This is a genomic window from Photorhabdus stackebrandtii (assembly GCF_011189495.1).
Lineage (GTDB): Bacteria > Pseudomonadota > Gammaproteobacteria > Enterobacterales > Enterobacteriaceae > Photorhabdus > Photorhabdus khanii.
Map to the genome: position 1 here is coordinate 74378 of NZ_PUJV01000008.1, position 23794 is coordinate 98171.

General features: G+C 38.8%; 25 protein-coding genes, 3 tRNA genes and 5 pseudogenes. 17 read left to right on the forward strand and 16 right to left on the reverse strand.

Annotation, left to right across the window (positions count from 1 at the left end):
- The first annotated feature begins 488 nt into the window (after window positions 1-488).
- The 3 genes and pseudogenes from C5470_RS23605 (at window position 489) to C5470_RS09075 (ending at window position 1851) form a co-directional block, all read left to right on the forward strand.
- Complete coding sequence (locus tag C5470_RS23605; RefSeq protein ID WP_422631061.1) at window positions 489-755, forward strand: hypothetical protein; 267 nt, start codon at window positions 489-491, stop codon at window positions 753-755.
- Window positions 756-772: 17 nt separating this feature from the next.
- Window positions 773-1255, forward strand: a pseudogene (locus C5470_RS09070) (phage tail protein); the annotation flags it as partial.
- Window positions 1252-1851, forward strand: a complete 600-nt coding sequence (locus C5470_RS09075; RefSeq protein ID WP_166287997.1) for a tail fiber assembly protein — start codon at window positions 1252-1254, stop codon at window positions 1849-1851. The pseudogene C5470_RS09070 and the gene C5470_RS09075, both read left to right, overlap by 4 nt.
- A gap of 446 nt (window positions 1852-2297) precedes the next feature.
- Here the strand turns inward: C5470_RS09075 and C5470_RS09080 are convergent, their stop codons facing one another.
- On the reverse strand, window positions 2298-2615 hold the full coding sequence (locus C5470_RS09080) for a type II toxin-antitoxin system RelE/ParE family toxin (protein ID WP_088374050.1): 318 nt from the start codon (window positions 2613-2615) through the stop codon (window positions 2298-2300).
- Complete coding sequence (locus C5470_RS09085; RefSeq protein ID WP_036849172.1) at window positions 2612-2863, reverse strand: antitoxin; 252 nt, start codon at window positions 2861-2863, stop codon at window positions 2612-2614. The genes C5470_RS09080 and C5470_RS09085 overlap by 4 nt, the downstream gene beginning before the upstream one ends.
- A gap of 185 nt (window positions 2864-3048) precedes the next feature.
- Between C5470_RS09085 and C5470_RS09090 the strand changes: the two genes are divergently transcribed.
- Window positions 3049-3606, forward strand: a complete 558-nt coding sequence (locus C5470_RS09090; protein ID WP_166288000.1) for a recombinase family protein — start codon at window positions 3049-3051, stop codon at window positions 3604-3606.
- A gap of 732 nt (window positions 3607-4338) precedes the next feature.
- Complete coding sequence (locus tag C5470_RS09095; RefSeq protein ID WP_166288003.1) at window positions 4339-5205, forward strand: tail fiber protein; 867 nt, start codon at window positions 4339-4341, stop codon at window positions 5203-5205.
- An 87-nt stretch (window positions 5206-5292) separates the two neighbouring features.
- Here C5470_RS09095 and C5470_RS22755 read toward each other — a convergent pair.
- From C5470_RS22755 to C5470_RS09110, 4 genes and pseudogenes are all read right to left on the reverse strand, one after another.
- Window positions 5293-5473, reverse strand: a pseudogene (locus C5470_RS22755) (phage major capsid protein); the annotation flags it as partial.
- Window positions 5474-5671: 198 nt separating this feature from the next.
- Window positions 5672-6067 carry a DUF1240 domain-containing protein gene (locus C5470_RS09100; RefSeq protein WP_166288006.1) on the reverse strand — a complete coding sequence of 132 codons (396 nt, stop codon included), beginning with the start codon at window positions 6065-6067 and terminating at the stop codon, window positions 5672-5674.
- Window positions 6064-6948, reverse strand: a complete 885-nt coding sequence (locus C5470_RS09105) for a hypothetical protein (protein WP_166288009.1) — start codon at window positions 6946-6948, stop codon at window positions 6064-6066. The genes C5470_RS09100 and C5470_RS09105 overlap by 4 nt, the downstream gene beginning before the upstream one ends.
- A 98-nt stretch (window positions 6949-7046) precedes the next feature.
- Window positions 7047-7447, reverse strand: a pseudogene (locus tag C5470_RS09110) (DNA primase); the annotation flags it as partial.
- 268 nt (window positions 7448-7715) lie between these two features.
- Between C5470_RS09110 and C5470_RS09115 the strand changes: the two are divergent.
- On the forward strand, window positions 7716-8687 hold the full coding sequence (locus tag C5470_RS09115; protein WP_166288012.1) for a phage tail protein: 972 nt from the start codon (window positions 7716-7718) through the stop codon (window positions 8685-8687).
- 235 nt (window positions 8688-8922) lie between these two features.
- Here C5470_RS09115 and C5470_RS09120 read toward each other — a convergent pair.
- The 6 genes from C5470_RS09120 to uvrY all read right to left on the reverse strand — a co-directional run bounded on the left by C5470_RS09120 (window position 8923) and on the right by uvrY (window position 12445).
- Window positions 8923-9009: transfer RNA gene (locus C5470_RS09120), tRNA-Leu, on the reverse strand.
- Window positions 9010-9015: 6 nt separating this feature from the next.
- Window positions 9016-9089: transfer RNA gene (locus C5470_RS09125), tRNA-Cys, on the reverse strand.
- Window positions 9090-9137: 48 nt separating this feature from the next.
- Window positions 9138-9213 (reverse strand) — tRNA-Gly (locus C5470_RS09130).
- Between the two features lie 144 nt (window positions 9214-9357).
- Entirely contained in the window at window positions 9358-9906 is a 549-nt protein-coding gene (pgsA, locus tag C5470_RS09135; protein ID WP_166288015.1) for a CDP-diacylglycerol--glycerol-3-phosphate 3-phosphatidyltransferase, read from the reverse strand.
- A gap of 57 nt (window positions 9907-9963) precedes the next feature.
- Window positions 9964-11796 (reverse strand): excinuclease ABC subunit UvrC, encoded by a 1833-nt coding sequence (gene uvrC, locus C5470_RS09140; RefSeq protein WP_166288018.1) that lies wholly within the window; start codon window positions 11794-11796, stop codon window positions 9964-9966.
- A complete protein-coding gene (uvrY, locus tag C5470_RS09145; protein WP_166288021.1) occupies window positions 11780-12445 on the reverse strand; it encodes a UvrY/SirA/GacA family response regulator transcription factor in 666 nt (221 codons plus the stop codon). Before uvrY ends, uvrC begins: the two co-directional genes overlap by 17 nt.
- 435 nt (window positions 12446-12880) lie before the next feature.
- Here uvrY and C5470_RS09150 point away from each other — a divergent pair, with 435 nt between their 5' ends.
- The 8 genes from C5470_RS09150 (at window position 12881) to C5470_RS09185 (ending at window position 19102) form a co-directional block, all read left to right on the forward strand.
- Window positions 12881-13105, forward strand: coding sequence for a DUF2594 family protein (locus C5470_RS09150; protein WP_166288024.1), 225 nt, complete (start codon window positions 12881-12883; stop codon window positions 13103-13105).
- 438 nt (window positions 13106-13543) lie between these two features.
- Complete coding sequence (locus C5470_RS09155; RefSeq protein WP_166288027.1) at window positions 13544-13981, forward strand: universal stress protein; 438 nt, start codon at window positions 13544-13546, stop codon at window positions 13979-13981.
- A 364-nt stretch (window positions 13982-14345) separates the two neighbouring features.
- On the forward strand, window positions 14346-15041 hold the full coding sequence (aqpZ, locus tag C5470_RS09160) for an aquaporin Z (RefSeq protein ID WP_166288030.1): 696 nt from the start codon (window positions 14346-14348) through the stop codon (window positions 15039-15041).
- Window positions 15042-15220: 179 nt separating this feature from the next.
- Entirely contained in the window at window positions 15221-15427 is a 207-nt protein-coding gene (locus tag C5470_RS23610; protein ID WP_422631064.1) for an addiction module antidote protein, read from the forward strand.
- Between the two features lie 110 nt (window positions 15428-15537).
- On the forward strand, window positions 15538-15897 hold the full coding sequence (locus tag C5470_RS09170) for a phage tail fiber protein (RefSeq protein WP_242687852.1): 360 nt from the start codon (window positions 15538-15540) through the stop codon (window positions 15895-15897).
- A 295-nt stretch (window positions 15898-16192) separates the two neighbouring features.
- The gene (locus tag C5470_RS09175; protein ID WP_166288033.1) at window positions 16193-17200 is read left to right on the forward strand and encodes an endonuclease; all 1008 of its coding nucleotides are present in this window, start codon (window positions 16193-16195) and stop codon (window positions 17198-17200) included.
- 318 nt (window positions 17201-17518) lie between these two features.
- Window positions 17519-17755 (forward strand): hypothetical protein, encoded by a 237-nt coding sequence (locus C5470_RS22760; protein WP_242687853.1) that lies wholly within the window; start codon window positions 17519-17521, stop codon window positions 17753-17755.
- Window positions 17756-18532: 777 nt separating this feature from the next.
- Window positions 18533-19102: a condensation domain-containing protein gene (locus C5470_RS09185; protein ID WP_166288036.1), complete on the forward strand. Its 570-nt coding sequence runs from the start codon at window positions 18533-18535 to the stop codon at window positions 19100-19102.
- A gap of 70 nt (window positions 19103-19172) precedes the next feature.
- Here the strand turns inward: C5470_RS09185 and C5470_RS09190 are convergent.
- Window positions 19173-20366, reverse strand: a pseudogene (locus C5470_RS09190) (IS4 family transposase).
- Between C5470_RS09190 and C5470_RS09195 the strand changes: the two are divergent.
- Window positions 20343-20501, forward strand: coding sequence for a hypothetical protein (locus C5470_RS09195; protein ID WP_166288039.1), 159 nt, complete (start codon window positions 20343-20345; stop codon window positions 20499-20501). The pseudogene C5470_RS09190 and the gene C5470_RS09195 overlap by 24 nt on opposite strands.
- 152 nt (window positions 20502-20653) lie before the next feature.
- Here C5470_RS09195 and C5470_RS09200 read toward each other — a convergent pair whose 3' ends face one another.
- The 3 genes from C5470_RS09200 to C5470_RS09210 form a co-directional block, all read right to left on the reverse strand.
- Complete coding sequence (locus C5470_RS09200; protein WP_132356405.1) at window positions 20654-20941, reverse strand: type II toxin-antitoxin system RelE family toxin; 288 nt, start codon at window positions 20939-20941, stop codon at window positions 20654-20656.
- Window positions 20938-21189 (reverse strand): type II toxin-antitoxin system Phd/YefM family antitoxin, encoded by a 252-nt coding sequence (locus C5470_RS09205; protein WP_036847707.1) that lies wholly within the window; start codon window positions 21187-21189, stop codon window positions 20938-20940. The genes C5470_RS09200 and C5470_RS09205 overlap by 4 nt, the downstream gene beginning before the upstream one ends.
- 443 nt (window positions 21190-21632) lie before the next feature.
- Entirely contained in the window at window positions 21633-21980 is a 348-nt protein-coding gene (locus tag C5470_RS09210; RefSeq protein ID WP_166288042.1) for a hypothetical protein, read from the reverse strand.
- A gap of 316 nt (window positions 21981-22296) precedes the next feature.
- Here C5470_RS09210 and C5470_RS09215 point away from each other — a divergent pair, with 316 nt between their 5' ends.
- Window positions 22297-22950 carry a Crp/Fnr family transcriptional regulator gene (locus C5470_RS09215; protein WP_166288045.1) on the forward strand — a complete coding sequence of 218 codons (654 nt, stop codon included), beginning with the start codon at window positions 22297-22299 and terminating at the stop codon, window positions 22948-22950.
- Window positions 22951-23388: 438 nt separating this feature from the next.
- Window positions 23389-23641: pseudogene (locus C5470_RS09220) on the forward strand (IS630 family transposase); the annotation flags it as partial.
- Window positions 23642-23794: the final 153 nt, after the last annotated feature.

The window sequence follows — 23794 nt, forward strand, 5'->3', positions numbered from 1 at the left end:
CATTACCCTGTTTTCAGGTTGGTGGCATTTTTATTTTGTATCGACTGAACATTGAACCGACATGAGGAGTAAGGTTGTTAATCAACTCAATATTAATGAATTTTAGATGTTAGCGTTCGGATGCCTAAAGATTCAGTGTGGAACCTGAATACAGAGGGAGTTGCAGGAAGAAATGGAAGGAATAAGAGAAAAAGAGTTTTCAGATGTTAAATGTAAATTTTGGATATGTTTTCGATTCCAAAATATTGAACTGCTTATTTCTGCCAATTATATAAAACAGTTAATCTTATAATAAATAGGAATGCCGCATTATTATTTTTCTGAACTAGACTTTGATTGATGTGAATTGCATAGAGAGTGTTTTTACAATAACTTAATATGTTTATTACATGATAAAATTATTTAATTTAAGAGGAGTGTATGAGCAAAAAAATAATTTTAAGGCTTTATCTATTAATGATAATACTATGTCGTGAGTCAAGAGAAATATGAAGATAGCCAAACTTATTGATCAATTAAATTTGGGCAATAGAGATACATTGGCGGTTACACAAAAGCTTGCCGAGAAAATAATAAATTCATTGCGTGAAGAAATTAATATACTTGTGGGTTCTCCTATTCCGTGGCCGTTGCCTTATCTTTCGGTAAAAGCTGTAAATTATCCAACTGGAACAGAATGGTTGGCGGATTCTAATTTTATAGGAGTGTCAAGACCACGAAACATGGCATTTAACTATATTGTAAGGGCAGCATAATGAACATATCTTTACTTGAAGAGATCCCGGTAGGAATACCACTTCCTTGGCCGACTAACATACCACCAAATGGGTGGGCGAAATGTAATGGAGCGATCTTTGATAAATTTTTATATCCAAAATTAGCGGAAGCTTATCCTAGTGGCATATTACCCGATTTACGGGGTGAATTTATTCGTGGTTGGGATGATGGGCGTGGGGTGGACGTTAATCGATATCTACTTTCCAATCAATTGGCAGATATTGCTCCACATAGTCACAGGATTGGCCGGATGTGGTCCAACTCAAATGCTGGAGCCGAGGGTTTGGGTACACCAAGCCGTATTCTCAATAGTGTCTACCAAGGCGTTAACTACGGAATTGATTCTCGCGGACTAGGCATTGCTATCGGAATGGGATCGGGTGGTTTCGGTTATATGGATAATGCGGTTGTTGCTTCAACAGGAACAGAAACACGTCCGCGAAACGTAGCATTTAATTACATTGTGAGGATTGCATGATGAATAAGGCTTTACTGGATAAAAATAATATTGCTATCAGTACCGGAAGTATCATTGTGTTTAATTACGATGCGATTACGCTGGAGTATTTAAACAGTACTGATGAGTATCTTCCTGTTGGTGTCGGTCTTCCTGCTAATTCTTGCACAGATGCACCACCTGATACCCAAGAGGGATATGTTGCCTGTCGTTCATCTGATTTAAGCAATTGGATGATTGTACCCGATTACCGTGGAAAAACAGCTTATAACATGCAGACACGTTTGCCGCAGGAGGTTACTGAAATCGGTGAGCTACCCGAAACTCTGACTTTCAAAAAACCCGTCACCGATTATGATAAGTGGGATGGTCAAGAGTGGGTAGTTGATAAAGACCTACTGAAATCCCATCAAATCGAAGAAGCCAGGCAGCAGAAAACAACACTGTTACGACAAGCGAATGAAACACTATCGTTACTTCAAGACTCTGTTGACCTGGAAATCGCGACAGAGGCCGAAAAAACCGCTTTATTGGCATGGAAGAAATACCGGGTATTACTGAGCAGGGTAGATACTTCACAGGTTCCCGATGTTGAGTGGCCGGAGGTGCCGAAGTGATAAACAGGACCATTGTGGCCTTGATTGCTATTGATAGTTTTGTTAATAGATAGTCGCAGTGGATGAATGTTTATTCAATTTTAAAAAAACATCTTTTGAAATCATATTCTGAATGTGATCTAAATCGATAAAAAAGCTGCCTGACGGTGGCTTCGAACCACTGACAAACCTCGTTTAAAAGAACGGGGTTTGTTTCTTTTATGATGAAAAATGTTGTGGCTTATTTTCTTCATTAGAGCAATGTGCTCACCTACCGATGTGCCATTTTTACCCTTGCCGCACTATATGCCTCTTTTATTCAGCAATAAATAAAACAGAGTGCCGGTGTCATTTTCAGAAGGCGACTGCACCAGTTCACAGGGCTGACAGCCCGATGTGCAGCCAACTTCTGAACAGGTTTCGTCAGCAGTCCTGTGCACGATATCTCTTCCTCCGGCTGGTGATCGTTAACTCTCTCTGCTGATCCTCGCTGCCAGTCGTGTCATGAGGTCCATGCGTTCATGAAAAATCGCCACGACCAGTGCGGGCGCACTCCCGCGTGGCAGGCAGAAGACATAGTGATGTTCACAATGCGCCATCCGTAACTCAGGAAAGAGTTCGCTCATATCCTTGAAAGTACCTCGCCCTACGGCAAGGCAGGCAATACCATGTTCCAGCCTGGTGATATAGCGGCGTACTTGCGCTGTGCCCCACTGTTTGCGCGTGTAGCGGATGATGCTGCGTAGATCTGCTTCAGCCTCCGCCGTGAGGATGTAGGTCGTCAAGCGCGATCCCCGCCGAGTTCTTCGTCAAGAATTTCTCCGATGCTCCTGGTGGACACCTTCCCCGCAATCCCGTTATTGATGCGGTTTCCCAGCAGAGTTTTCAGTTCCTGCCATGCCTGATCGGCATCTGCATCGCCGGGGAACAAACGTTCGAGAGCGTATTGTTTGATGGTCTTACCTTGTAGGGCTGCCAGCGCTTTCAGGCTTTGGTGCTGCTGGTCTGTTATGTCGATTGTCAGGCGGCTCATAGAGGGCATCTCCTTTAAAATACACAAACCCACATTAGCACATATGTATAAATAAAGCCATCAGACCGCTCTGTCCATCAAACGAACGTTTGACGGTCAGACCGGAATCTGTCCGACAATATACTTGTTTAATGGTTTGTCGGACATTAAGATAGGCGGACGGAATGACGGACAAATGAGGCAAAATGGCACTGATTGGCTATGCGCGGGTATCGACGGCGGAACAGGACACCGCCTTGCAGACGGATGCGTTGCGCAAGGCGGGTTGCGAGAGAATTTTTGAAGACACGGTTTCCGGGGCCAGGACCGACCGCCCAGGACTGACTGCCGCGCTGGCCTGGCTGCGCGACGGGGATGTGCTGGTCGTCTGGCGGCTGGACAGACTCGGTCGCTCGATGGCACACCTGATCGAGACAATCAGTGCGCTGGAGTTGGGAGGTGTCGGCTTCCGGTCGTTGACCGAGAACATCGACACCACCACGCCAGGCGGGCTACTCATTTTCCATGTGTTTGGTGCGCTGAGCCAGTTTGAGCGTGACCTGATCCGCGAGCGCACCCGGGCCGGGTTGACCGCTGCTGCTCGCGGGCGAAAGGGCGGGCGCAAGCCTGTTGTCACTGCCGACAAGTTGCAGCGGGCGCGTGAGTATATTGCCACAGGTTTGAACGTCCGCGAGGCCGCTACACGGCTCAGAATCAGTAAGACAGCCCTGTATGCCGCATTGCAAAACGGGAGTGAACAATGATGAGTCGCAAGCAAAGCAGTGCCTTCGTCACGACCAGAAAGGGCTTCTGCTATCTCACGGTCAAAGTTGGCAGAAGCAATTCTAACATCATGCGTATTCGGAACTATACGCTTACGCCGCAGGACAAGCGTGACATGCAGCGGTTGTATCCCGACTATCTCTTTGACTGGAAGAAGATCAGCCAGCAACTTACTGAAAAGAGAGAGGTATGCAGAGCGTATCGCTCCAGGCGGCAAACTCCGCGGAGTACGGAACGCGCGCATCAGTCCCTTTTGTCATGGTGTCTTATGACCCAGGGACGCGCACGGTTTACGCATCCGACACCTGCGATTCATTGCCATTGCTTGACGCCGTCCTGCACATAGAACGTTCACGAAAGAAATAGTTCCGACAAGCAGTGCAGCCGACTCCTGACATTTCGTGCAGTTGTCTTCTGAAAATGACAGCCGGATAATAAAGAACGTCAAGCAGAGGGAGTTGCAGGAAGAGATGGAAGGAATAAGAGAAAAATAGTTTTCAGATGTTTAATATAAATTTTTGGATATATTTTTAACTCCAAAATGTTGAACTACTTATTGCTGTAATTATATAAAAACAGTTAGCCTTGTAATTAATAAGGATACTGCATTATTCTTTTCCTGAACTAGACTGTGATTGTCGTGAATTACAGAGGATTATTTTTACAATAATTTAATATATTGATTATAACATCATTTAATTTAAGGCGTATATATGAGTTACAAGAATGATTTTAAGGCTTTTTCTATTAGTGATAATGCAAATGTAGTGAGTCAGGAAAAATATGAAGAAAGTGAGGATTTGCTGACGGGGTTTCCACCAAATGATGTTCCCATTCATAAGTTAAATAAAGTATTACGTCAAGCATCAACTATATCATCTGTTGTGGCTGCTTTTATTGCAACACAATCTGGTAATGATGTTTTGGATGATGGAAACATAGCTAAACTCACCGAACAATTAAATAAAGCGTTAGAACAAAAAATTACAACAGATATTCCCAGTGCTTCATTAACACAAAAAGGTGTTGTCCAGCTTACAAATGTGATTGGCAATAGCGACACATTGGCAGTTACACAAAAGCTTGTTCAGGAAGTAATAAATTCATTACGCGAGTATACCCGCGAAGAGATAGATAACCGGATTAAAACAGTCAATGAAATTCCTATCGGTTCTCCTATTCCGTGGCCGCTACCCCATCCACCTATTGGTTATTTCACTTGTAACGGTTCGGCTTTTAATAAATTACAGTACCCGAAATTAGCTGAAGCTTATCCTGATGGTAGATTACCTGATTTAAGAGGAGAGTTTATTCGTGGATGGGATGATGGAAAAGGGGTAGATTCATCTCGTTCATTATTGTCATGGCAAGAAGGGTCTTATTTGGTACAAGAAATTAATAATCCGCCTGATAGTATTGTTAATTTCTCACTTAATGATCGTGTGGCACTACAGTGGGATATCCCTAAAAATCAATCTATTTCGGTAAGAGCTAGGGGCGTTACAGCAAATCGTGGAACTTGGACTACTGTTGCTGCTTATATAGGGGCATCAAGGCCACGCAACATTGCATTTAACTAGGTAGTGAGAGCAGCATAATGATCCCCATGTGTGTGGACCTCTGATATTGAATGGCCGGAGATGCCGAAGTAAGGAAAGGGGGAGTAATGCCCCCGTGGTTTTCACTTCCAGCACTTTGATAGAGTTAGAGTCAACCAGACCACCGCCCACATAATTTGTCAGTGTGGGCTTTAATAAATCCTGGCTCAGTGATATTGTTGGGACGGGTACGGGTGTGTGTCTCATGGTTAACGATGAAATAACCCCGTTTGAAGTCACCCAAACCTATCTTAGTGAGGAGGGGCGCATTTGATGGGGCAGATCGGCTTTTTGCTGGCGCAATTCAAGTAATTTTTTCATGGTGTTTTTGCAGTTGGTGATTTTTTACAGAAAGGACTATTTAACAGCATAAAAAATAACGGAAAAGCCCCTAAAAATCAGAGGCTAAACAGGCGAAAACATGAGGGCAGAATATTTACAAAATTTTTCACTCACATAATTTAATGTTTTTGACATAAGTTGTAGGCGACATCCATGAGATTTTTTCACATACCAAATAACCATCACTTTTTAAGTGATAACCAACATAAGAAGAGATAGGAAAGCTAACGATAAACGATGCAATCATCAGCATAGTTAAATATTTGATAATCAACTTATTAAATTTCGGCAATCGATCAAAAACAAAGAAAAAAATAGAGCCTGATATAGAATAAAATATTAAAGGAAAGGAAATGAAATACATAACAACAGGACCAGAAAATGTTATTTTTTCTTTCATTAGAGTTAATGAAAAAACGCAGTCACTCACTAAGTACATTATAGATGTGACTACTAGCAATAATATTGTTCCGTATGCGATTTTTACATGCTTATTATTCACTTTATTTTACCTAAGCTGTTAAATACATGTTGTAAATTTCCTTCTGGTAACCTTGGTTTTCTTTTCATTTCTTCTTTTATTAACTCTATTAACTTTTTACTTATTCCATATCTTGCATCGAGAATTTCTAAACCAATAGCAACTCCAAATCCAATAAGAATAACTATTCCAGCAACGGCAATAATACTACCACCTAAAATAGCTGTAGTAGTCAAAAATGAACCCACAGCCCAAGAAGTAGCCGCAATTATTGCTGTTTTAGCCATATCAACAGTTATGTTGCCAATGAAATCCGCTAAGATATATTCATCTTTAAAAATAGCTTCAATCGTGCGATACATAACAGAAAAGATAATGCAGAATTTAACCCCTTTAACGATACTTGAATTAAGACCTTGTTGTCCTATACCCATCGACAGCATTTTAGGATTGTTAGCACCGTATCGTGTTCCAGTAATAATACGTCTAAGACCTGCATGACCTGATATTTTTATATAACACTTGCCATTTTTATCAAAATATTCCGTTGCGGTGATCCCTATACTCCTAAACTCTCTGACAATCTCGGAAAATGCAAAAAAATCATGTATATTTCCAGCAAAAGGCGAAATGGAGTCGGTAACAGAAAAAACCTCCTCATGGTAATTATTTAATTTTATTCTTGGTCTTGTTGGTGAAAAAGGATTGATATCACTTAAAATACTCACTGCTTCTTCTGGAGTGAGAAGGGCGATATATACGGTATTATCACTTAATACCTTTTCTAACCCTACGGCATCAAAGAATTCATGTTGAGGTTTTAACTGATTAATGCCTACATTACCCCTTAAAAAATCCCCCATGTAACCTTCCACACTGGGATTATATTTTTTATATGTCATATGCTCTCCTTACATCAGTTTAATATTACTTATTCTGACATCTTCGTTTATATAACAAGCAGGGTCAACAAAAATAATTTAATTCCTGCCAAAATGAACCCGACAAACTGATAACTCCCCCTGGCTTCATCCAGTGCTTTCATATTGCCGCTTGCGGTTATTGTGTTTACCGGCTAATAAAGACGCGATAATGGTTTGCCAATATCATAAATAGGGTGGTATTAATGCAGGCCATCTTGTTCACATCATTACTCGCGGCATGGGATAACCCGCGATAAAAATTCGGGGTGTGTGCCTGCAAATTTTCCCCTTTTATGGGCTGGGTAAACTCAATGCCATTATGATTCATTAGCCAGTGTTCAGGCTGGTGAGGCTTAAATACCTTCGTCGATAAATCATAAACACCATTACTAAAGCCGATGATTTCCCTGAGCTGCCCTCTGATAACAGGGAGTTGTAATTTCATTGTGTCAATCGCGTTGTTGATTCCACTAGGTGTTTAATCCAAATACCTAAAGATTTAGTGTGGAATGTTAAACAGAGGGAGATGCAGGAAAAGATAGAAGGAATAAGAGAAAAATAGTTTCCAGATGTTAAATATAAATGGATTTAGTATATTTTTAGTTGGAAATATTAGGTTTTTTACTCTTTGAATTATATAAAAATAATCAGCCTTCTGAGTTATAAGGGTGTTTTATTATTATTTTATTGAAATACACTGAATTGTGATAAGTCATCTATAACATTATTTAATTCGAGGAGGATATATGAGTCCCAAGAATGATTTTAAGGCTTTTTCTATTAGTAATAATGCGAATGTCGTGAGTCAGAGATTATATGAAGAAAGTAAGGATTTACTGACTGGGTTTCCACCAAATGATGTTCCCACTCATATATTAAATAAGGCATTGCGTCAATCATCAACCATATCATCTGTCTTGGCTAATTTTATCGCGGCACAATCTGGTGATGATGTTCTGGATGATGGGGATATAGCTAAACTCACTGCACAATTAAATAGAGCTTTAGAACAAAAAACCACAACAAAAGTTCCCGATGCCTCATTAACACAAAAGGGGGTTGTTCAGCTTACGGATGTGGTGGGCAATAGCGACACATTGGCGGTTACACAAAAGCTTGCTCAGGAAATAATAAATTTATTGCGTGAAGATATTAATAATAGAGTGCCTAATACCCGGAAGGTGAATGGGAAAGCGTTAAGTACAGATATTAGTCTGAGTGCAGTGGATGTAGGGACATATACCAAGGCGGAAGTTAATAATCTTATCAATGCAGTCAATAATATTCCTGTAGGTGCACCTATTCCCTGGCCGACTGCTATACCGCCAGCTGGATGGCTGCAATGTAACGGTGCGACCTTTGATAAGTCTAAATTTCCGAAATTAGCTGAAGCTTATCCTGACGGTAGATTACCTGATTTAAGAGGCGAATTTATCCGCGGATGGGATGATGGGCGTGGTATTGATCCAAACCGTTCATTATTGGAATGGCAAGAAGGGTCTTATTTATTACAGGAAGGCGGTTCGGGTGATTTTGTTCTTAGTTTCTCACTTAATAATCTAAAGGTATTGCAGTGGGATGCCTCCAAAAATAAAACTCTTTCATTAAGAGCTAGGATTGCTAGACCAATTTCTACCTGGGATGCTATGACAGCTTCTTATATAGGGGTGTCAAGACCACGAAACATAGCGTTTAACTACATAGTGAGAGTAGCATAATGATCCCCATGTGTGTGGGCTCCTGATGTTGAGTGGTCAGAGGTGCCGAAGTAACTATAGGGGCCAGCAGTGGCTCTGATTACTATTGATAATTTGTTAATAGATAGTCGAAGTAGGTGGATATTTATTCAATTTTGGAAAAGCATATTCTGAATGTGATTTGTATCAACAAAAAAGCCACCTTACGGTGGCTTTTTCTTTTCCCTAACTCACTGAATTATCAGCAAGTTTCATTTGGTGCCCAGGGCGGGACTTGAACCCGCACAGCCTTACAGCCGAGGGATTTTAAATCCCTTGTGTCTACCGATTTCACCACCTGGGCTGAATTTGGAGGCGCGTCCCGGAGTCGAACCGAGGTTGACGGATTTGCAATCCGCTGCATGACCACTCTGCCAACGCGCCTTACTTATCAGCTATTAAGTTACTAACCCTTTATTCTAACTAGTAACTTGGAGCGGGAAACGAGATTCGAACTCGCGACCCCAACCTTGGCAAGGTTGTGCTCTACCAACTGAGCTATTCCCGCACCGCTTCGAACTGGCTGATTTACTTATTTGTTTTTGTAAATCTTATGTGCCGTTCGATGCGTTGCATTCTACTTACTTAACGTATCGAGTCAACACAATTATTGTTAGGGTATGTTTGTTCGATGATTTTTACGTCACTTCGATCAAGCTTCACGCAAATCAGACCACGCCGCGTTGACATATTGAAACATTGACCAAAATGTCATCACTGTAGCAATATAAAGTAATATGAATCCACCCAGTTCGAATTCAAAATTGGGGCGCCATAATAAGGCAACTAATGCCGTCATCTGTGCTGTCGTCTTTACCTTACCCATCCAAGAAACGGCAACGTTACTGCGTTTTCCTAATTCAGCCATCCATTCCCTGAGAGAAGAGATGATAATTTCACGTGCTATCATGGTTGCAGCAGGGAGTGTTATCCACCATGTATGATAGTGCTCGGAAACTAATACTAATGCGGCGGCAACCATGATTTTGTCAGCAACAGGATCAAGAAATGCGCCAAAGCGAGTTGTCTGCTTCCAAAGGCGGGCGAGAAAACCGTCAAACCAGTCTGTCGCTGCAGCGACAACAAAAATTATGGCACAGACCATCGGCGCCCAACTGAATGGCAAATAAAATGCCAATACAAAAAATGGGATCAGGGCGATACGGAATAGAGTGAGCCATGTTGGTATATTTAATTGCATAGTGCTTCTTAACTATCTGGCTATAGTGGAATTTATAAGTATGGTGCATCAATGCACCTAGTGTTTCAATGCATTATGAATTTTTTCTGCTAATGCATAGGAAATAGTCGGTACTTTTGCGATCTCTTCGACACTTGCGTTGCGTAAAGGCTGTAATCCCCCCATATATTTCAGTAACATTTGCCGGCGTTTTGGACCAACACCGGCAATAGATTCCAGCGTACTGGTTTTTCTCACTTTATCTCTCCGCTGGCGGTGCCCGGTTATTGCATGGTTATGTGATTCGTCACGGATATGTTGAATCACATGCAGGGCAGGTGAGTCCGGTGGTAATGCCATACCTTCACCTTCCGCCGCGAAAAATAGTGTTTCAAGCCCGGCTTTGCGATCACTTCCTTTGGCAACGCCTATCAACTGAGGGCGTGTTTTGTCCCATTCAACATCAAGAGACTGGAATACCTCTATTGCCTGAGCTAATTGCCCTTTTCCGCCATCAATGAAAATAATGTCGGGAATTTTTGATTCATCCAATGTCTTTCCGTATCGACGGCGCAGTACTTGATTCATGGCAGCGTAATCATCACCGGGCGTAATGCCACTAATATTATAGCGCCGATATTCAGAACGTAGTGGGCCATTACTATCAAAGACAACACAAGATGCAACAGTTTGTTCCCCCATAGTGTGACTGATATCAAAACATTCCATTCTCTGAATTTTTGCCAACTTAACTAAATTAGCGAGAGATTCTAATCTTTGGTGAATGGTGGATTGTTGAGATAAGCGAGTAACTAAAGCTGTTGCTGCATTTGTCCGGGCGAGTTTCAAATAACGGGCCCTGTCTCCGCGAGGGCGGGTTTGAATATGAATCTTTCGACCGGATATTTCAGATAAAGAATCAGATAAGATGTCTTTCTCTTGCAGAGCAAAATCCAGTAAAATTTCTGATGGCAAAGTCCGGTTTTGGCTGCCTTGTAAATAAAACTGACCAAGGAATGTTTGCATAATCTCGTCAGGTTTTGTCCCGACAGGGACTTTAGGGTAATAACTTCGGCTTCCCAGCACCTTGCCTTGACGTATGAACAGGACATGCAGACAAGCCATGCCCGCTTCAAATGCAATGCTGATGACATCCAGATCGTCGTCTGTTCCTGAAACAAATTGTCTTTCAGTAACCTGACGAACGGTTTGAATTTGGTCGCGATATTTTGCAGCATCTTCAAATTTCAGTTGCTGACTGGCTTCTTCCATTCGGCTAATCAATTGGGTTAAAACTTGCTGATCTTTGCCTGAAAGGAACAGACGAATATAATCAACTTGTTGTTGATATTCTTCTTCACTTACCAACCCGTTAACACAAGGCCCAAGACATCGGCCAATTTGATATTGAAGGCATGGCCGGGAGCGATTGCGGTAGACACTATCCTCACATTGCCGGATAGGAAAAAGTTTTTGCAGTAAGATTAATGATTCACGTACCGCATAAGAGCTTGGAAATGGGCCAAAATATTCACCTTTAGCATGTTTAGCACCCCGATACATTGCCAGCCGCGGGTGTTTATCTGCGCTGAGAAAAATATAAGGATAAGATTTGTCATCTCGCAGTAAAACGTTATATCGGGGCTGATAAAGCTTGATGTAATTATGCTCCAGTAACAACGCTTCGGTTTCTGTATGTGTGACAGTAACATCTATTTGAGCAATGTTTTTGACCAGAGATTCGGTTTTACGGCTGGCAACCTGTACCCGAAAATAACTGGAAAGCCGTTTTTTTAAATCCTTAGCTTTACCGACATAAATAACTGTTCCCGAGGTGTCATACATACGATAAACACCAGGCTGACTGGTTACTGTTTTTAAGAATGCTTTTGAATCAAATTGTTCCGTCACTATTTAACAGACTCTCTGTGTCGAACAGCCCATAACGTATTGCCATATGTGTTAATTCTACATCACCGCCGATATTTAGTTTACTAAACATTCTATAGCGATAGCTATTGACAGTTTTTGGGCTAAGGTTAAGTTGTTCAGAGATATCGCTCACCTTTTGTCCCTTTGTGATCATCAGCATAATCTGTAATTCACGATCAGACAGGCAACTTAGTGGGTTATCTGTCTGTGGATTAATTTGGCTAAGAGCCATCTGCTGGGCAATATCGGGCGCGATATAGCGCTGCCCGGCATTAACGGTACGAATCGCATTGACCATATCCTGAGGGGTAGAGGCTTTACTGAGATACCCTCTGGCGCCCGCCTGCATCACCTTCATTGGCAATGGATTTTCAGTATAGATAGTCAACATAATTACCCGGACATCGGGATGATAACGCAGGATTCTTTTTGTTGTCTCCAGGCCACCGATGCCTGGCATATTCATATCCATTAACACGATATCTACTTTATTCGTCCGGCACCATTTTATCGCATCTTCACCACAATTGACTTCTCCTGTAACTGTTATCCCTTTTACGTCATCAAGAATACGCTTTACACCAACCCTGACCAATTCATGATCATCGACTAACAAAACATTTATCAAAAAAGTGTCTCCAACTGGCCCTATGCTCATACATGAGCTTTCATTGATATTGCTTGTGAATTAAATTTGTTTCAGAAGAGTTAACTTCAGTAATCTATTTTTTGATTTTTAGTAAAAATTATATAAAACAATAGAATAGATAAATTATCCCAAAAACTCATCAGGAATGTGAATATTATACTTATATCTCTCAAAGACAAAAGAGAATTGTCTTATACAGTGACATATATTATTTATTTACAACAATAACATCCTGTATATTCTGATTATCATAGAATTAATAACCGCATAAATATTTATAGAATAAATAATTTTAACAATAAGTTAACATTTGTTTTTGTAGATATATTTACCAAATGTATAAAAATAGGGGATGGATTATATGGTATAATTATTATTTTCATGACGTAATTAATATTTAAGCAGGTAACGATTATGAGTAACATTGATTTGGCTTCATCTTCCGATACTGAAATCCTGGCAACAGAAGTGACATGTTTAAAAATGTTGTTGGCTTCGGTTCTTAAAACGATGGGGCAAGCTAATGCCGGGAAAGTTATACGGAATGTGGAGCGTACTATTGCAGAAATGGACGATGAAAAACAAGCTAAGATATTTGAAAATACAGTTCAGCAAATAAAAGCGTTATACCGGCAGTAAAATAGGTTTCAAGGGTTGATGTTATTACCCCTGTACATGTCACTTTTGGTATGCATTAGAACGCGATAGAGAAAGGGCAGGTCAGCAGGCGTAATAGATGAAAAATCTTTAAACTATAATTGTTATTTTATCGTCATATACAGGATGATATATTGAATAAAGGTATTAATTGATTTTTTCTTTTGTGAGTAATAAGCTGGATAATCATTGATGACAAACAGTAATAGATTTATTATTATCATGATGATTGGTTTTTACTTTTATAAGTGTTGATTCTGTGTGAAAGATATTGGTCATATTCTATATTGATATGAAATATAAGTGTTTTTTGTTTTCATCATTGTTTCCATTTGATTAAATAACTCATAGTAATTAACAGGATATAGAGTATACTAAATGTAGTAGCCTGGTTTGGTATGTAAATATAGGAGAGTGCATATGTACAAAACTATTTTAGTACCGGTAGAAATTTCAGAAGATGAATTAACCGATAAAGCGATTGCACATGCGGAGTATTTGGCTAAGTTGTCTGACGCCAATATACATCTTTTCCATTCCATTCCTGATGTATCGAGATTTTCAGTTAGTTATAGTTATCATTATGACCTGATCAACTCTTTTGCCAAGAAATCTATTGCAAGGTCAGAAGAAGAACTGGCAAAAGTTGCTGAAAAAATAGACTTACCAAAAGAGCGGGTCTCTTTCTCAGTTGCTTTTGGATCACCAAGGGACAAAGTATTATCAACAGCAAATGAGATTAAAGCCGATCTAATTATTATTGGTTCCAGACGACCTAATATTTCGACTCATTTACTAGGTTCAAACGCTTCAGGAATTGTCGGGTATGCAAATATTTCAGTTTTGGTAGTCAGATGAATTATTTATTTAGTAATGAAAAAGCTATCTTCTGTATCGTACCCATTGTTTAATATATATTGAGCTATTCAATACTTGTGTGATAATCCGGTGTCGATATTCTGCACCGGATTTTTATATTTTAAAAAGAATGTTGATCTTATTCTGGGGATAATTGATTTTAAATTATCTATATTTTATCGAAAAGTTGATCCAATAGGGAAAATTCTGCATTGAGTATTGTACTTAAAGTAAATGTGACATTAATATATCTAATAGATCAGCGACTTATGTGGTTGTGTCAAAAATAAGCGTGATTTTCATTTATTAGCTATAGTTAATTCCAGCAAGGTAACTCTATTCGATAACTGGGTGAGGATAAAATATGTTAAGAAAATTAACGGCTGAATTGATTGGAACGTTCGTTCTGGTTTTTGGGGGATGCGGTAGTGCTGTATTAGCTGCTGGATTTCCTGAATTAGGTATTGGTTTTGTCGGTGTCGCTTTAGCATCGGGTTTAACTATTGTGGCGATGGTGTATGCAGTAGGGCATATTTCTGGTGGGCATTTTAATCCTGCGGTGACAATTGGCCTGTGGGCGGGGGGGCGTTTTAGGGCCGCAGAAATTATTCCTTATGTTATTTCTCAAGTTATAGGCGGTATTCTTGCGGCGGCTGTGTTGTATGTTATTGCCAGTGGACAGGCTGGTTTTGATGTGACAGCCAGTGGTTTTGCATCCAATGGTTATGGTGAGCATTCACCTGGTGGATTTTCACTTCAGTCAGCTATTGTTGCTGAAGTTGTTTTGACGGCTATCTTCCTGATTGTCATTATTGGTGTAACAGATAAACGAGCGTATGCGGGTTTTGCGCCATTAGCAATAGGTTTGGCGTTGACTTTAATTCACTTGGTCAGTATTCCTGTTACAAACACCTCAGTTAACCCTGCACGAAGCACAGCTGTTGCTATATTCCAGAATACCTGGGCCTTAGAGCAGTTATGGCTATTTTGGGTTATGCCGATTATTGGCGGGATTGTGGGTGGTGTAATTTACAGGTTACTGCTTGCTGAAAAACAATGATTTTTACTGATGGAGTTACTTTGCTTCAAGGCCACGCGATAGCGTGGTCTTTTGTGTCAGTCAAATTTCGAGGGACCTCTTTCTTTATGACGGGGAAGAAAGGAGTAATGTAAAATTGGCTACTTTTAGTGTAGCGGACTATCTGGATAGTGAAGAGATGGTCGTTGAGTATTTAACTGCTGCAGTGGAAGTCTAACCCCAATGTTTTTTTAGCTGCATTGAAAGATGTTATTAAAGCGCGTGGTGTAACTGATGTTGCTCGTGAAGCAAGCGTCAGTCGTGAAAGCCTATATAAAACGCTTACTCCCGGTGCTCATCCTCGGTATGAAACTATCAGCAAGTTATTATCTGCTATGGGAGTTAAATTGAGTGTGGTTTCTATTTAAGTTTTAAATTCACTCATCCGGTGTGCCGTATCTACGTAATATCATTGAATACAACTATTATATGATGGTGTGGTTATATTATAATAATATAAGTCATCATTCTCAGATGTTTGAGTTATAACGCTGATTGTGCTTGGGGTATACATGGTGGTATTTCTGTTCCTCATGATAACAATAATCTTGAATTGATTTTTGTTGATGATCAGGTTCAACCTGAAGGCGCTATTATCATTGAAACCTTCCATCGCCAGCACTCGCATTTACCTGAGCGATTTCAGAATTGGCGACTCAAATCTATAGATGAAAATGGTAAAAAGGTGTTCTATAAAGATGGGGAACTCTGTGATATTCCTGAATATTGTCGTTTGGGTGTTCGTGTGCAAATGCCAGAAGATTCACTCTGGAACTTGAAGCGAAAGCAGTTACAGGAAGAAATAGAGAATATCCATTCTTATGGTAATGAATTGTAAATTGAAATTATAGTTATACAGGGCTATATAGCCCTGTATATTGATTTGTATACGGTTTTAACCTATTGACTCGCATGTGTTAGAAGTGGTATTGCTCATTTTGTTCACTTTAACAGCAATAATCTTTTGTCAGGTAAAATTAATGTGATATCTCAACCTGCTTGTTAGATAGCCTTTCGTTTTAAAGGAGCGTTTAAGACGAAATGCAAATAAACAATGTTTGTCTTATAGGTCGATTGTGAGGCAATATAAAAGGGAAAGATCAAAATGATATTTTGAATAATAGGGTATATCATTGAAACGAAAAATTAATTTCTGGGCGATTTATATTGGGTGTTTCAGCTTAATTGTTCCTTCATCTTCTTTTGCTGCTCCGGCTACATTTGAACAAGCTAAAACTGAACTGCGCAACCATATCTATCATGATCAATTTAAATCAAAGACGGGAACATTGTATTGTGGCTGTCATTGGCAATGGACGGGGAAGAGTGGTGGGCGCGTCAATCTGTCTTCGTGTGGTTATCAAGTCAGATCACAACAGAATCGGGCCCGATCCGAACGGATTGAATGGGAACATATTGTTCCCGCTTGGGTTTTTGGACATCAGCGGCAGTGTTGGCAAAAGGGAGGCAGGAAAAATTGTGTATCCACAGATCCGGTTTTCAGGGCAATGGAATCTGATATGCATAATTTGTCTCCATCCATTGGCGAGGTTAACGGTGATCGCAGTAATTTCAGTTATGGAATGTTACCAAAGAATGAGCCGAATGATTATGGTGCTTGTACCAGTAAAGTCGATGCTAAATCTCGCACGTTTGAGCCGCGGGACGCAGTAAAAGGGCAAATTGCCCGAATTAATTTTTATATGCACGATCGTTACAATCTTTCTATGTCACGTCAGCAGCAGCAGTTATTCATGGCTTGGGATCGTCAATATCCACCAAGTCAATGGGAACGGGAGAGAGATAACCGAATTGCCGGCATTATGGGGCATCATAATCCTTTTGTTACCGGTGAGCAGAAATGGGAATTATGGCATAAGAATTCAGCTATTGGTGTTCCACCCGCAGAGCAGAGAAAGGGGCAGGGAAAGAATAATCAAACAGATACCCAGAAAAAACGGGTGTCATCTGATTCGTCACATACAGGATTAATCAAAGGTAATAACAATAGCAAAATTTATCATTTCTCCCATTGTTCAGGATATAAGGCGATTTTGGAGAAGAATACTGTTTATTTTCAAACAGAAGTTGAAGCAAAAAATGCCGGCTTCCGATTGGCTGGAAACTGTAAGAGTACTTAACAACCCAGATAATTAATTATTGCTCTGTTGCCAGCCGCCGGTATTTTAATAAAATGGTTGCCATAGGGTGGAAAGGATTATCTCAGATAGTGACTTTCTTACCGTATGGCAACCGAAGACCATAATAAATTAGATTTTGTCATAACGTAAAGATTGCCATTATATCGTCATGATGATTTGTTAGTTTTCATTAAACGGGAATAATTGAGAATAACGCTAATGAACTGAAAGGAAGTTTCTATCTATTTGAAATAACGTATTTATTGTATCGGTGATATGACACCGTATGGGTGAAAACAACGATAAGGTGTTACTGTTATGAACAGACAGAAAGCAGTGATTAAATCACATCGAGAGGAAAAACGGATGATGAAAAGGGATTTACGTCATCAACGCTACTGGGATGATGGACAATGTGACTTCTTTGATGCAGCTTGGTGGTATATACCCGTTATCTTTCAAGTTGTCTCTTTGTTGGCTGCACTCGCTCACCCCGGTCACATAGTTAGCTATGCTCCCGGGGATTCGCTCCCTTGCCGTCGCGATGCATCTTGAAATCTATAGGGTATAGAAGCCATTTATTCGGCGTCTCTGCCTTCATCGTCTAATGCAGGTTAAATTTTTTATAATTAATGATTATATTGAAAAAGTTATTGAATATAATGACATTCTATTTTTGAATTATTTTGCTAAAGCTATTCATTTTTTGTTTTTTTTCTATCAATCAGGTAGATTATAGTTTGAATAAAGTTTTCTTAAGTAAATATAACCAGTGTTATATTTAAATCTTTTGACTTTATTCTTGGTGATCTTTGTTTTTTTGATAAATTATGGTTTGCGTTAAAAATAATTCGTAATATTATACCCGAGGTGAGTTATATTTTATATTGTGTGATGATGGTTATAATTAAATTTATGTAAATATTTATATAGCATAAGGAATTAAATATCAGATTGTTTAACATGTAATTATAGTGAGAGTGATTTACATCAATCTCACTATTTGTAATATCATAATTTAAATATATTTTCTCAGATTTAGATGTAGCTTGTTATTTCTTTCAGAGGTTAATTTCCTGCAAAATTTGTGGTTATCCACATTTTATATCAGTCTCAAAGGGGATTGTGCGGTAGCTATTGCCTATTTGATTGAAGTTACCAGACAGAAAAGATTCACGAAACTCGTTAATGTATGGCATAGAATTTAGGATGTTATTATGGGAATTAATGAATATTTGAGTGATCTTGATGAGAATGAAAAAGATGAATTTTTATCATCTGATATCAAAATATAACCGGGGTAAGAATCGATTGCTTATAAGGCGGGAAAGATTGGAGAGGCTACTTCCATTATCTTTGCCGCAGAATAGGTTATGGTTACTCAGTCAATTAGAGAATGATACCGTTCATTATCACATTCCATTAGTATATAAGCTTATCGGAAATTTGCATATTGATCTATTCGAGAAAGCACTCAATTATATTATTAATCGTCATGAATCTTTGCGTTCAATATTTGTTTTAAAAGATAATCAACCTTGGGTTCCGTTACTGGATGCAAATACATTTTTCCCCCTTATTATCTCTGATTTGCGGCAGGTGGTAGATAAACAAAGTGAAGTCACAAATATCCTGAATAAAACCATTCATACCCCCTTTAATTTATCTCATGACCTTTTAATCTGTACACATTTGATCTATTTGGATAAAAATGAGTATATTTTCATTTTAAATCAACATCATATTATCACTGATGGTTGGTCGATAACGATTTTCTTCAAAGAATTAAGCACGGTTTATAATGAGTTAGTCAATCATCGCACTCCTGCATTAGCATCACTGACTCTGCAATATCCTGATTATGCCGTCTGGCAACAAAGTCATTATTCGTCATGTTTTTAATATGCATGTTGATAACTCGACTGTATTTAATAATCCGACTTTAGCGCTGAGGGATCCCCAGAAATCAGCGCTAATAAATCAAAACCATATTTTGGTAGATTCTGGCGAGGTATTTGAGTGTTTTATTAAGTACGATTTCAAATAATATTAGCGGGGAATGGCGTAAGACATTCTCTGCTAATGTCAGATGAGAGATAACGCTTCTTGATTTAATACTATTTGCCTGATAATTAAGATATATTCCTTTATTTTCGGCATAAAAACCAATCAGCCAAAGTACAACTGAACTCAGTGTAGCAAGTAGACTCAATACTGATAAACGACCAGCACCGTGGCTATAACTTGCTCTAAGACCAAATCCAAAACGTTCACTCTTTTCATCCCTAAAATTTTGCTCTATTTGCATTCTTCGGCTGTAAATTTTCATAACCTGACGAGGTTTAAAATCATCCATACTAGTAAAAATAAGCCAAGGTTCCATTGCTGCCGAACGCCCATCTTTGACCTGAGATTTTCGTCCCATTCGATATCGTGATTTTTTGAATTTTCTCCCTTTATTCGGTCTTTTATGAAGATAAAAATAACCATCGCAACGTGCATATTCTGCTTTTGATAATGTGCCAAACCCTAAAAACTGTGGGGTTGTAGTTGCTTTTAAAGCTTGCCGTTTAAACCAAAGCTCACCCTATTTTTCAAGTCTTAGTTGAGTATTTCCTCGAATGCGTCCGACAAAATCCCAACCGAGCGTTTTTATATGTTTGAACTATGCATTTTGAAAACCTGCATCCGTAACAATAATTACTCTGGCTTTAGGGTTAACAGCACTCGCTAGCATGTCAAGAAATGCATTTTGTATGGTTACATTTTGTTGTTCACATGAGGAAACTATTTGACTTAACAAAGGAATTGAGCGTCCATCACAAATTAAACTCGCACGGAGTACATGATGTTCTTGTGAGGGATATCCACTCCAATCAACAGCTATGACACACAATGAGAGTGACTCAGTCAGCATAGCAATAATATTACGAAAGATATCAGGAATATCCCTATGAAGAGCTTCATTACCGAGTAGCCGGTCAATACGTTTAATTTTATGTTTGACGTGAGCGTTTCCTGGTAAAAAGTGCCCAATGCTGGTTAACGTAAGAGAAGCACCATTAATCAAAGCGATAGTGGCATCGATTAATGCATTCTGACGATATTTATGAAATGGTGATAAAGCATCTTTAAAGAAGTTATGACATACTTCACGTACAGGCATAGCAGTGACTTTATTGACTTGGTGGAACAATCAGTAGATCACACAACGCTATGCCTGTCTATTTTCTGGGGATTCCTCAGGACTTTAGCGGGATTTGCTGCGGTGATTGCTGAACAATTGGCGAAAGGGGAGTAATGCAGATGTAATTGCATTTGTTCAACTTGTAAGAAGAACTTGCCGTTGAGGTTTTTTTCCTTTGTGAAGTAGATAATTGCTAAAATAGCCGGAAGATCTTTCCGGCTTTATTCAGTGTGACCTTCATTAACTTATTGTGTGATTTTCCCTTGTTAGCGCAAGCGTTCGCTGGCGAGATGATAAACATCACTCCGTTCGCGTTTACCCACGGCAACAACGATAATGATCAGGCAGTCATCAATAACTTCATACACCAGACGAAAACCCGAAGCGCGTAACTTAATTTTGTAACAGTTAGGCATTGCCCGAAGTTTTGCTGATGGTATGTGCGGGTTATCACAGCACTTTTTGAGTTTTTTGGCGAACTGCTGCTGTATTGCTTTATCTAACCTCTCCCATTCTTTCGCTGCTTCCTCCTTGAACTTTACGCGGTAGTTCATAGATACTTATCCAGATCCACGTCCACTAATGGTTGGTGTTGGCGCTCTTTGACGAGGCGTGATAATTCCTGATCGTCCAGGGCATCAAGCAGCTTTTCGTACAATTCAGCCGGAACACAGTAAAAGGCAGGTTGATTGCGGTTTAGGATAGCGACGGGGTAACCGCCACCTTCCCCCACGGTAGCCATTGGATTTTTCTTTAACTCACTGATGCTTGCGCTCGTGTCGCTTAGAATAACGTTTGCCATACATCCTCTCAATAAGACTGGTTAACAAGTCTCATCGTAGGCAGAAAAAGACCTGTTAACAAGTCTTTTTTTACGTGTGATTTCTTTTCAACTTGCGATTAATGGTTAATAATTTTCGATTAAATGCCATTAACTATTATTTTGAAAAAGCTGCATTTATTAAGTTAAATCTGTCCTTGATATAAAAGCTTTAATACTTTGGTATTCTCGCTTTTAAATGATTAGGTAGGTTAGGTAAATGTAAAATAAGTGGAGTATAGAATCGCGGATAAATGAGTTAAACAGGACAGGGTAAACAAAGTGAATCCTGCCCTGAGTTTTATGATGGGCAATATTTACACTGTTATTAAACGTTATTTTTTAACTGATAGCCTTAATCGGTATAAAGCTTTAACCGTTTAAATATCGGTTTTTAATTAAGTTTAATCATCACTGGATTATGTTTAATGAAAGCGGATCATATTCACTTTATCTTTACTGTCGTTGTTAAATAACTGATGAGAAAACGCTTTACTATCCATTTTTTCGGATAATATCCTTTTACGTGTGATTTTCTTCAACTTGCGATTAATAGTTAATGATTTTCGATTGAATGTAATTAATCCTCCTTTCATAACATAAATCCCTTTACTCATCTTCATTCGTGTACCTCTTGTTTTATCTGTCCCCCATTGAAGTTGCGGCGCTGCCTTACCCTCTAATAGAATTTGATCTTGTGTTACATAAACTTGAGATGCACTTCCAAGTGTATGCTCAGTGATAGTGAAAATATATTCGCCATGGATAAACAATACGGTTAGCCCATTCCCAGGAAATAAACATGGCACAGCAACGGTGTAGCAATATTAGGAACAGCTATTTAGATAGTCATGCATTCAAGATATTGATTTGATTTATCCCCTTTGTAAGGAAAAACTTCAACCCTTCCGGCCATGATTACTGTGGAATAGAACAAGGCTAGGATGCTCAATATTGAGCATCCTAGCCTAATAACATAAGCTATGTTTATAAAAAGATAAGAGAAAGTTAAATTTTTTATTTTGTTATTTATAATTAGAATGATTTTTCCAGGGATAGCTATTTAATTAAAATAACGGGGTAATACTAATGAATAATAGTGCTGGAAATTTGAATAGTAGTGTTATTGATTTTATTCGTGGAGATAGGGGTTATGTTAAAAATATTAAATTCTACAAGGGCGAATGTATATATATAGGAGGAGGAAGAGGGAGTTTCTATTTTATAGAAAAAGGACATGTTAAAATCTCTACTCAAACCGAAGATGGCAGAATATGTAACATTGGTTTTTATAAAGAAGGAGATTTTTTTGGTGAAAGTGGATTCTCTGGAGATATTATATCTGAAACGGCGACAGCTTTAATTGACTGTGCTATAAAAAAGATAAATTTCATTTCATTTTTAGAAGAAATCAAAGGTAAGGATATTTTATATAACTTTATGATTTGTATGTCAAATAAAATTATAGAGTATCAAAATGCCATTTCTGGATTTGTTGTTTTCAATAGTGAAAAAAGGTTAGCCTATACATTAATGAGGATGGCCTCGGAAATTAAAAATGATAATGTATCTTCAATTAAAAATAAGATTTCTTATCAGGATTTATCTTATATGATAGGTACAACTCGCTCCCGTGTTGGATATTTTATGAATGATTTTATTAGACAGGGAATTATTAAGGAATCTAAAGATTTTTTTCTGATTCTTGATAGGAAAAAAATTGAAGAATACTTAATTGAATAATAAATAATTTTGTGATCTACGCCTTTATTCAGCCTGGATAAAATAGGAATAAATATATTTAACTCTATTCAAATGGTCGCAAATAGTTCAGTTATAATAACGAGATAAAAAAGCCAAGATGTTAGCTTTTTATTATCAATAAACATTTTTCAAATGTGTCAATCTTAGGATAGTAATAGTTAACTTGGCTAACTTATACCTAGGGTGAGGGTGTCAACGTTTTTCAAACACATTTAGGGTGAAATTTATCCTTATATGGACTGCATTACAAACAAACTATTAAGTTTTAATATGAATTTAGTTTGATTATAATTATATTTAATTGTTATTTTAATATTTATATTCTCACCCTGAAATTATATATTATTTTAATAGTAAATGAATCACCAATTGTACAGCGTGGAACAGCGGCTGGCCTTTATGGAAACTGACGGGAAATTGAAGCAGGAAGCCGGAGACAATGAGCCTATCCTGTTCATCAATGGCGTTCATCTCACGCAGGGCATGAGACTCGCTTATGGTTCTCAAAGGTCAGAAAACCGTTGTGAAAACAATGGGCAGCCGTACTCGTCTGAACTTGATGGGAGCTCTGAACCTGAACGATATCAGCAGTACTGTCGTTCGCGAATATGCTGGTATTAACAACGAAAATATCGCTCGTTTTTTTATCGCAATCCGGGAAAAGTACCCTATAACTCAGCGATGAGATTTATAAATAGTTTTTTATAATGTGCTCATTTTTGAGCATTCTTCTTTGAAATAAAGTTTATAGTTTTTTGTAGATGGCTAAAGTTTTTATATTTGAAAGAAAGATTAAAGAACACCAAGAGAAGAGGGATACGCG

Coding starts and splice junctions, on each gene's coding strand:
- C5470_RS23605 (WP_422631061.1), top strand. CDS start 489: ATGAAGATAGCCAAACTTATTGATCAATTAAATTTGGGCAATAGAGAT.
- C5470_RS09075 (WP_166287997.1), top strand. CDS start 1,252: ATGATGAATAAGGCTTTACTGGATAAAAATAATATTGCTATCAGTACC.
- C5470_RS09085 (WP_036849172.1), bottom strand. CDS start 2,863: ATGAGCCGCCTGACAATCGACATAACAGACCAGCAGCACCAAAGCCTG.
- C5470_RS09090 (WP_166288000.1), top strand. CDS start 3,049: ATGGCACTGATTGGCTATGCGCGGGTATCGACGGCGGAACAGGACACC.
- C5470_RS09095 (WP_166288003.1), top strand. CDS start 4,339: ATGAGTTACAAGAATGATTTTAAGGCTTTTTCTATTAGTGATAATGCA.
- C5470_RS09105 (WP_166288009.1), bottom strand. CDS start 6,948: ATGACATATAAAAAATATAATCCCAGTGTGGAAGGTTACATGGGGGAT.
- C5470_RS09115 (WP_166288012.1), top strand. CDS start 7,716: ATGAGTCCCAAGAATGATTTTAAGGCTTTTTCTATTAGTAATAATGCG.
- pgsA (WP_166288015.1), bottom strand. CDS start 9,906: ATGCAATTAAATATACCAACATGGCTCACTCTATTCCGTATCGCCCTG.
- C5470_RS09150 (WP_166288024.1), top strand. CDS start 12,881: ATGAGTAACATTGATTTGGCTTCATCTTCCGATACTGAAATCCTGGCA.
- C5470_RS09155 (WP_166288027.1), top strand. CDS start 13,544: ATGTACAAAACTATTTTAGTACCGGTAGAAATTTCAGAAGATGAATTA.
- aqpZ (WP_166288030.1), top strand. CDS start 14,346: ATGTTAAGAAAATTAACGGCTGAATTGATTGGAACGTTCGTTCTGGTT.
- C5470_RS22760 (WP_242687853.1), top strand. CDS start 17,519: ATGAACAGACAGAAAGCAGTGATTAAATCACATCGAGAGGAAAAACGG.
- C5470_RS09195 (WP_166288039.1), top strand. CDS start 20,343: ATGACATACTTCACGTACAGGCATAGCAGTGACTTTATTGACTTGGTG.
- C5470_RS09200 (WP_132356405.1), bottom strand. CDS start 20,941: ATGAACTACCGCGTAAAGTTCAAGGAGGAAGCAGCGAAAGAATGGGAG.
- C5470_RS09205 (WP_036847707.1), bottom strand. CDS start 21,189: ATGGCAAACGTTATTCTAAGCGACACGAGCGCAAGCATCAGTGAGTTA.
- C5470_RS09215 (WP_166288045.1), top strand. CDS start 22,297: ATGAATAATAGTGCTGGAAATTTGAATAGTAGTGTTATTGATTTTATT.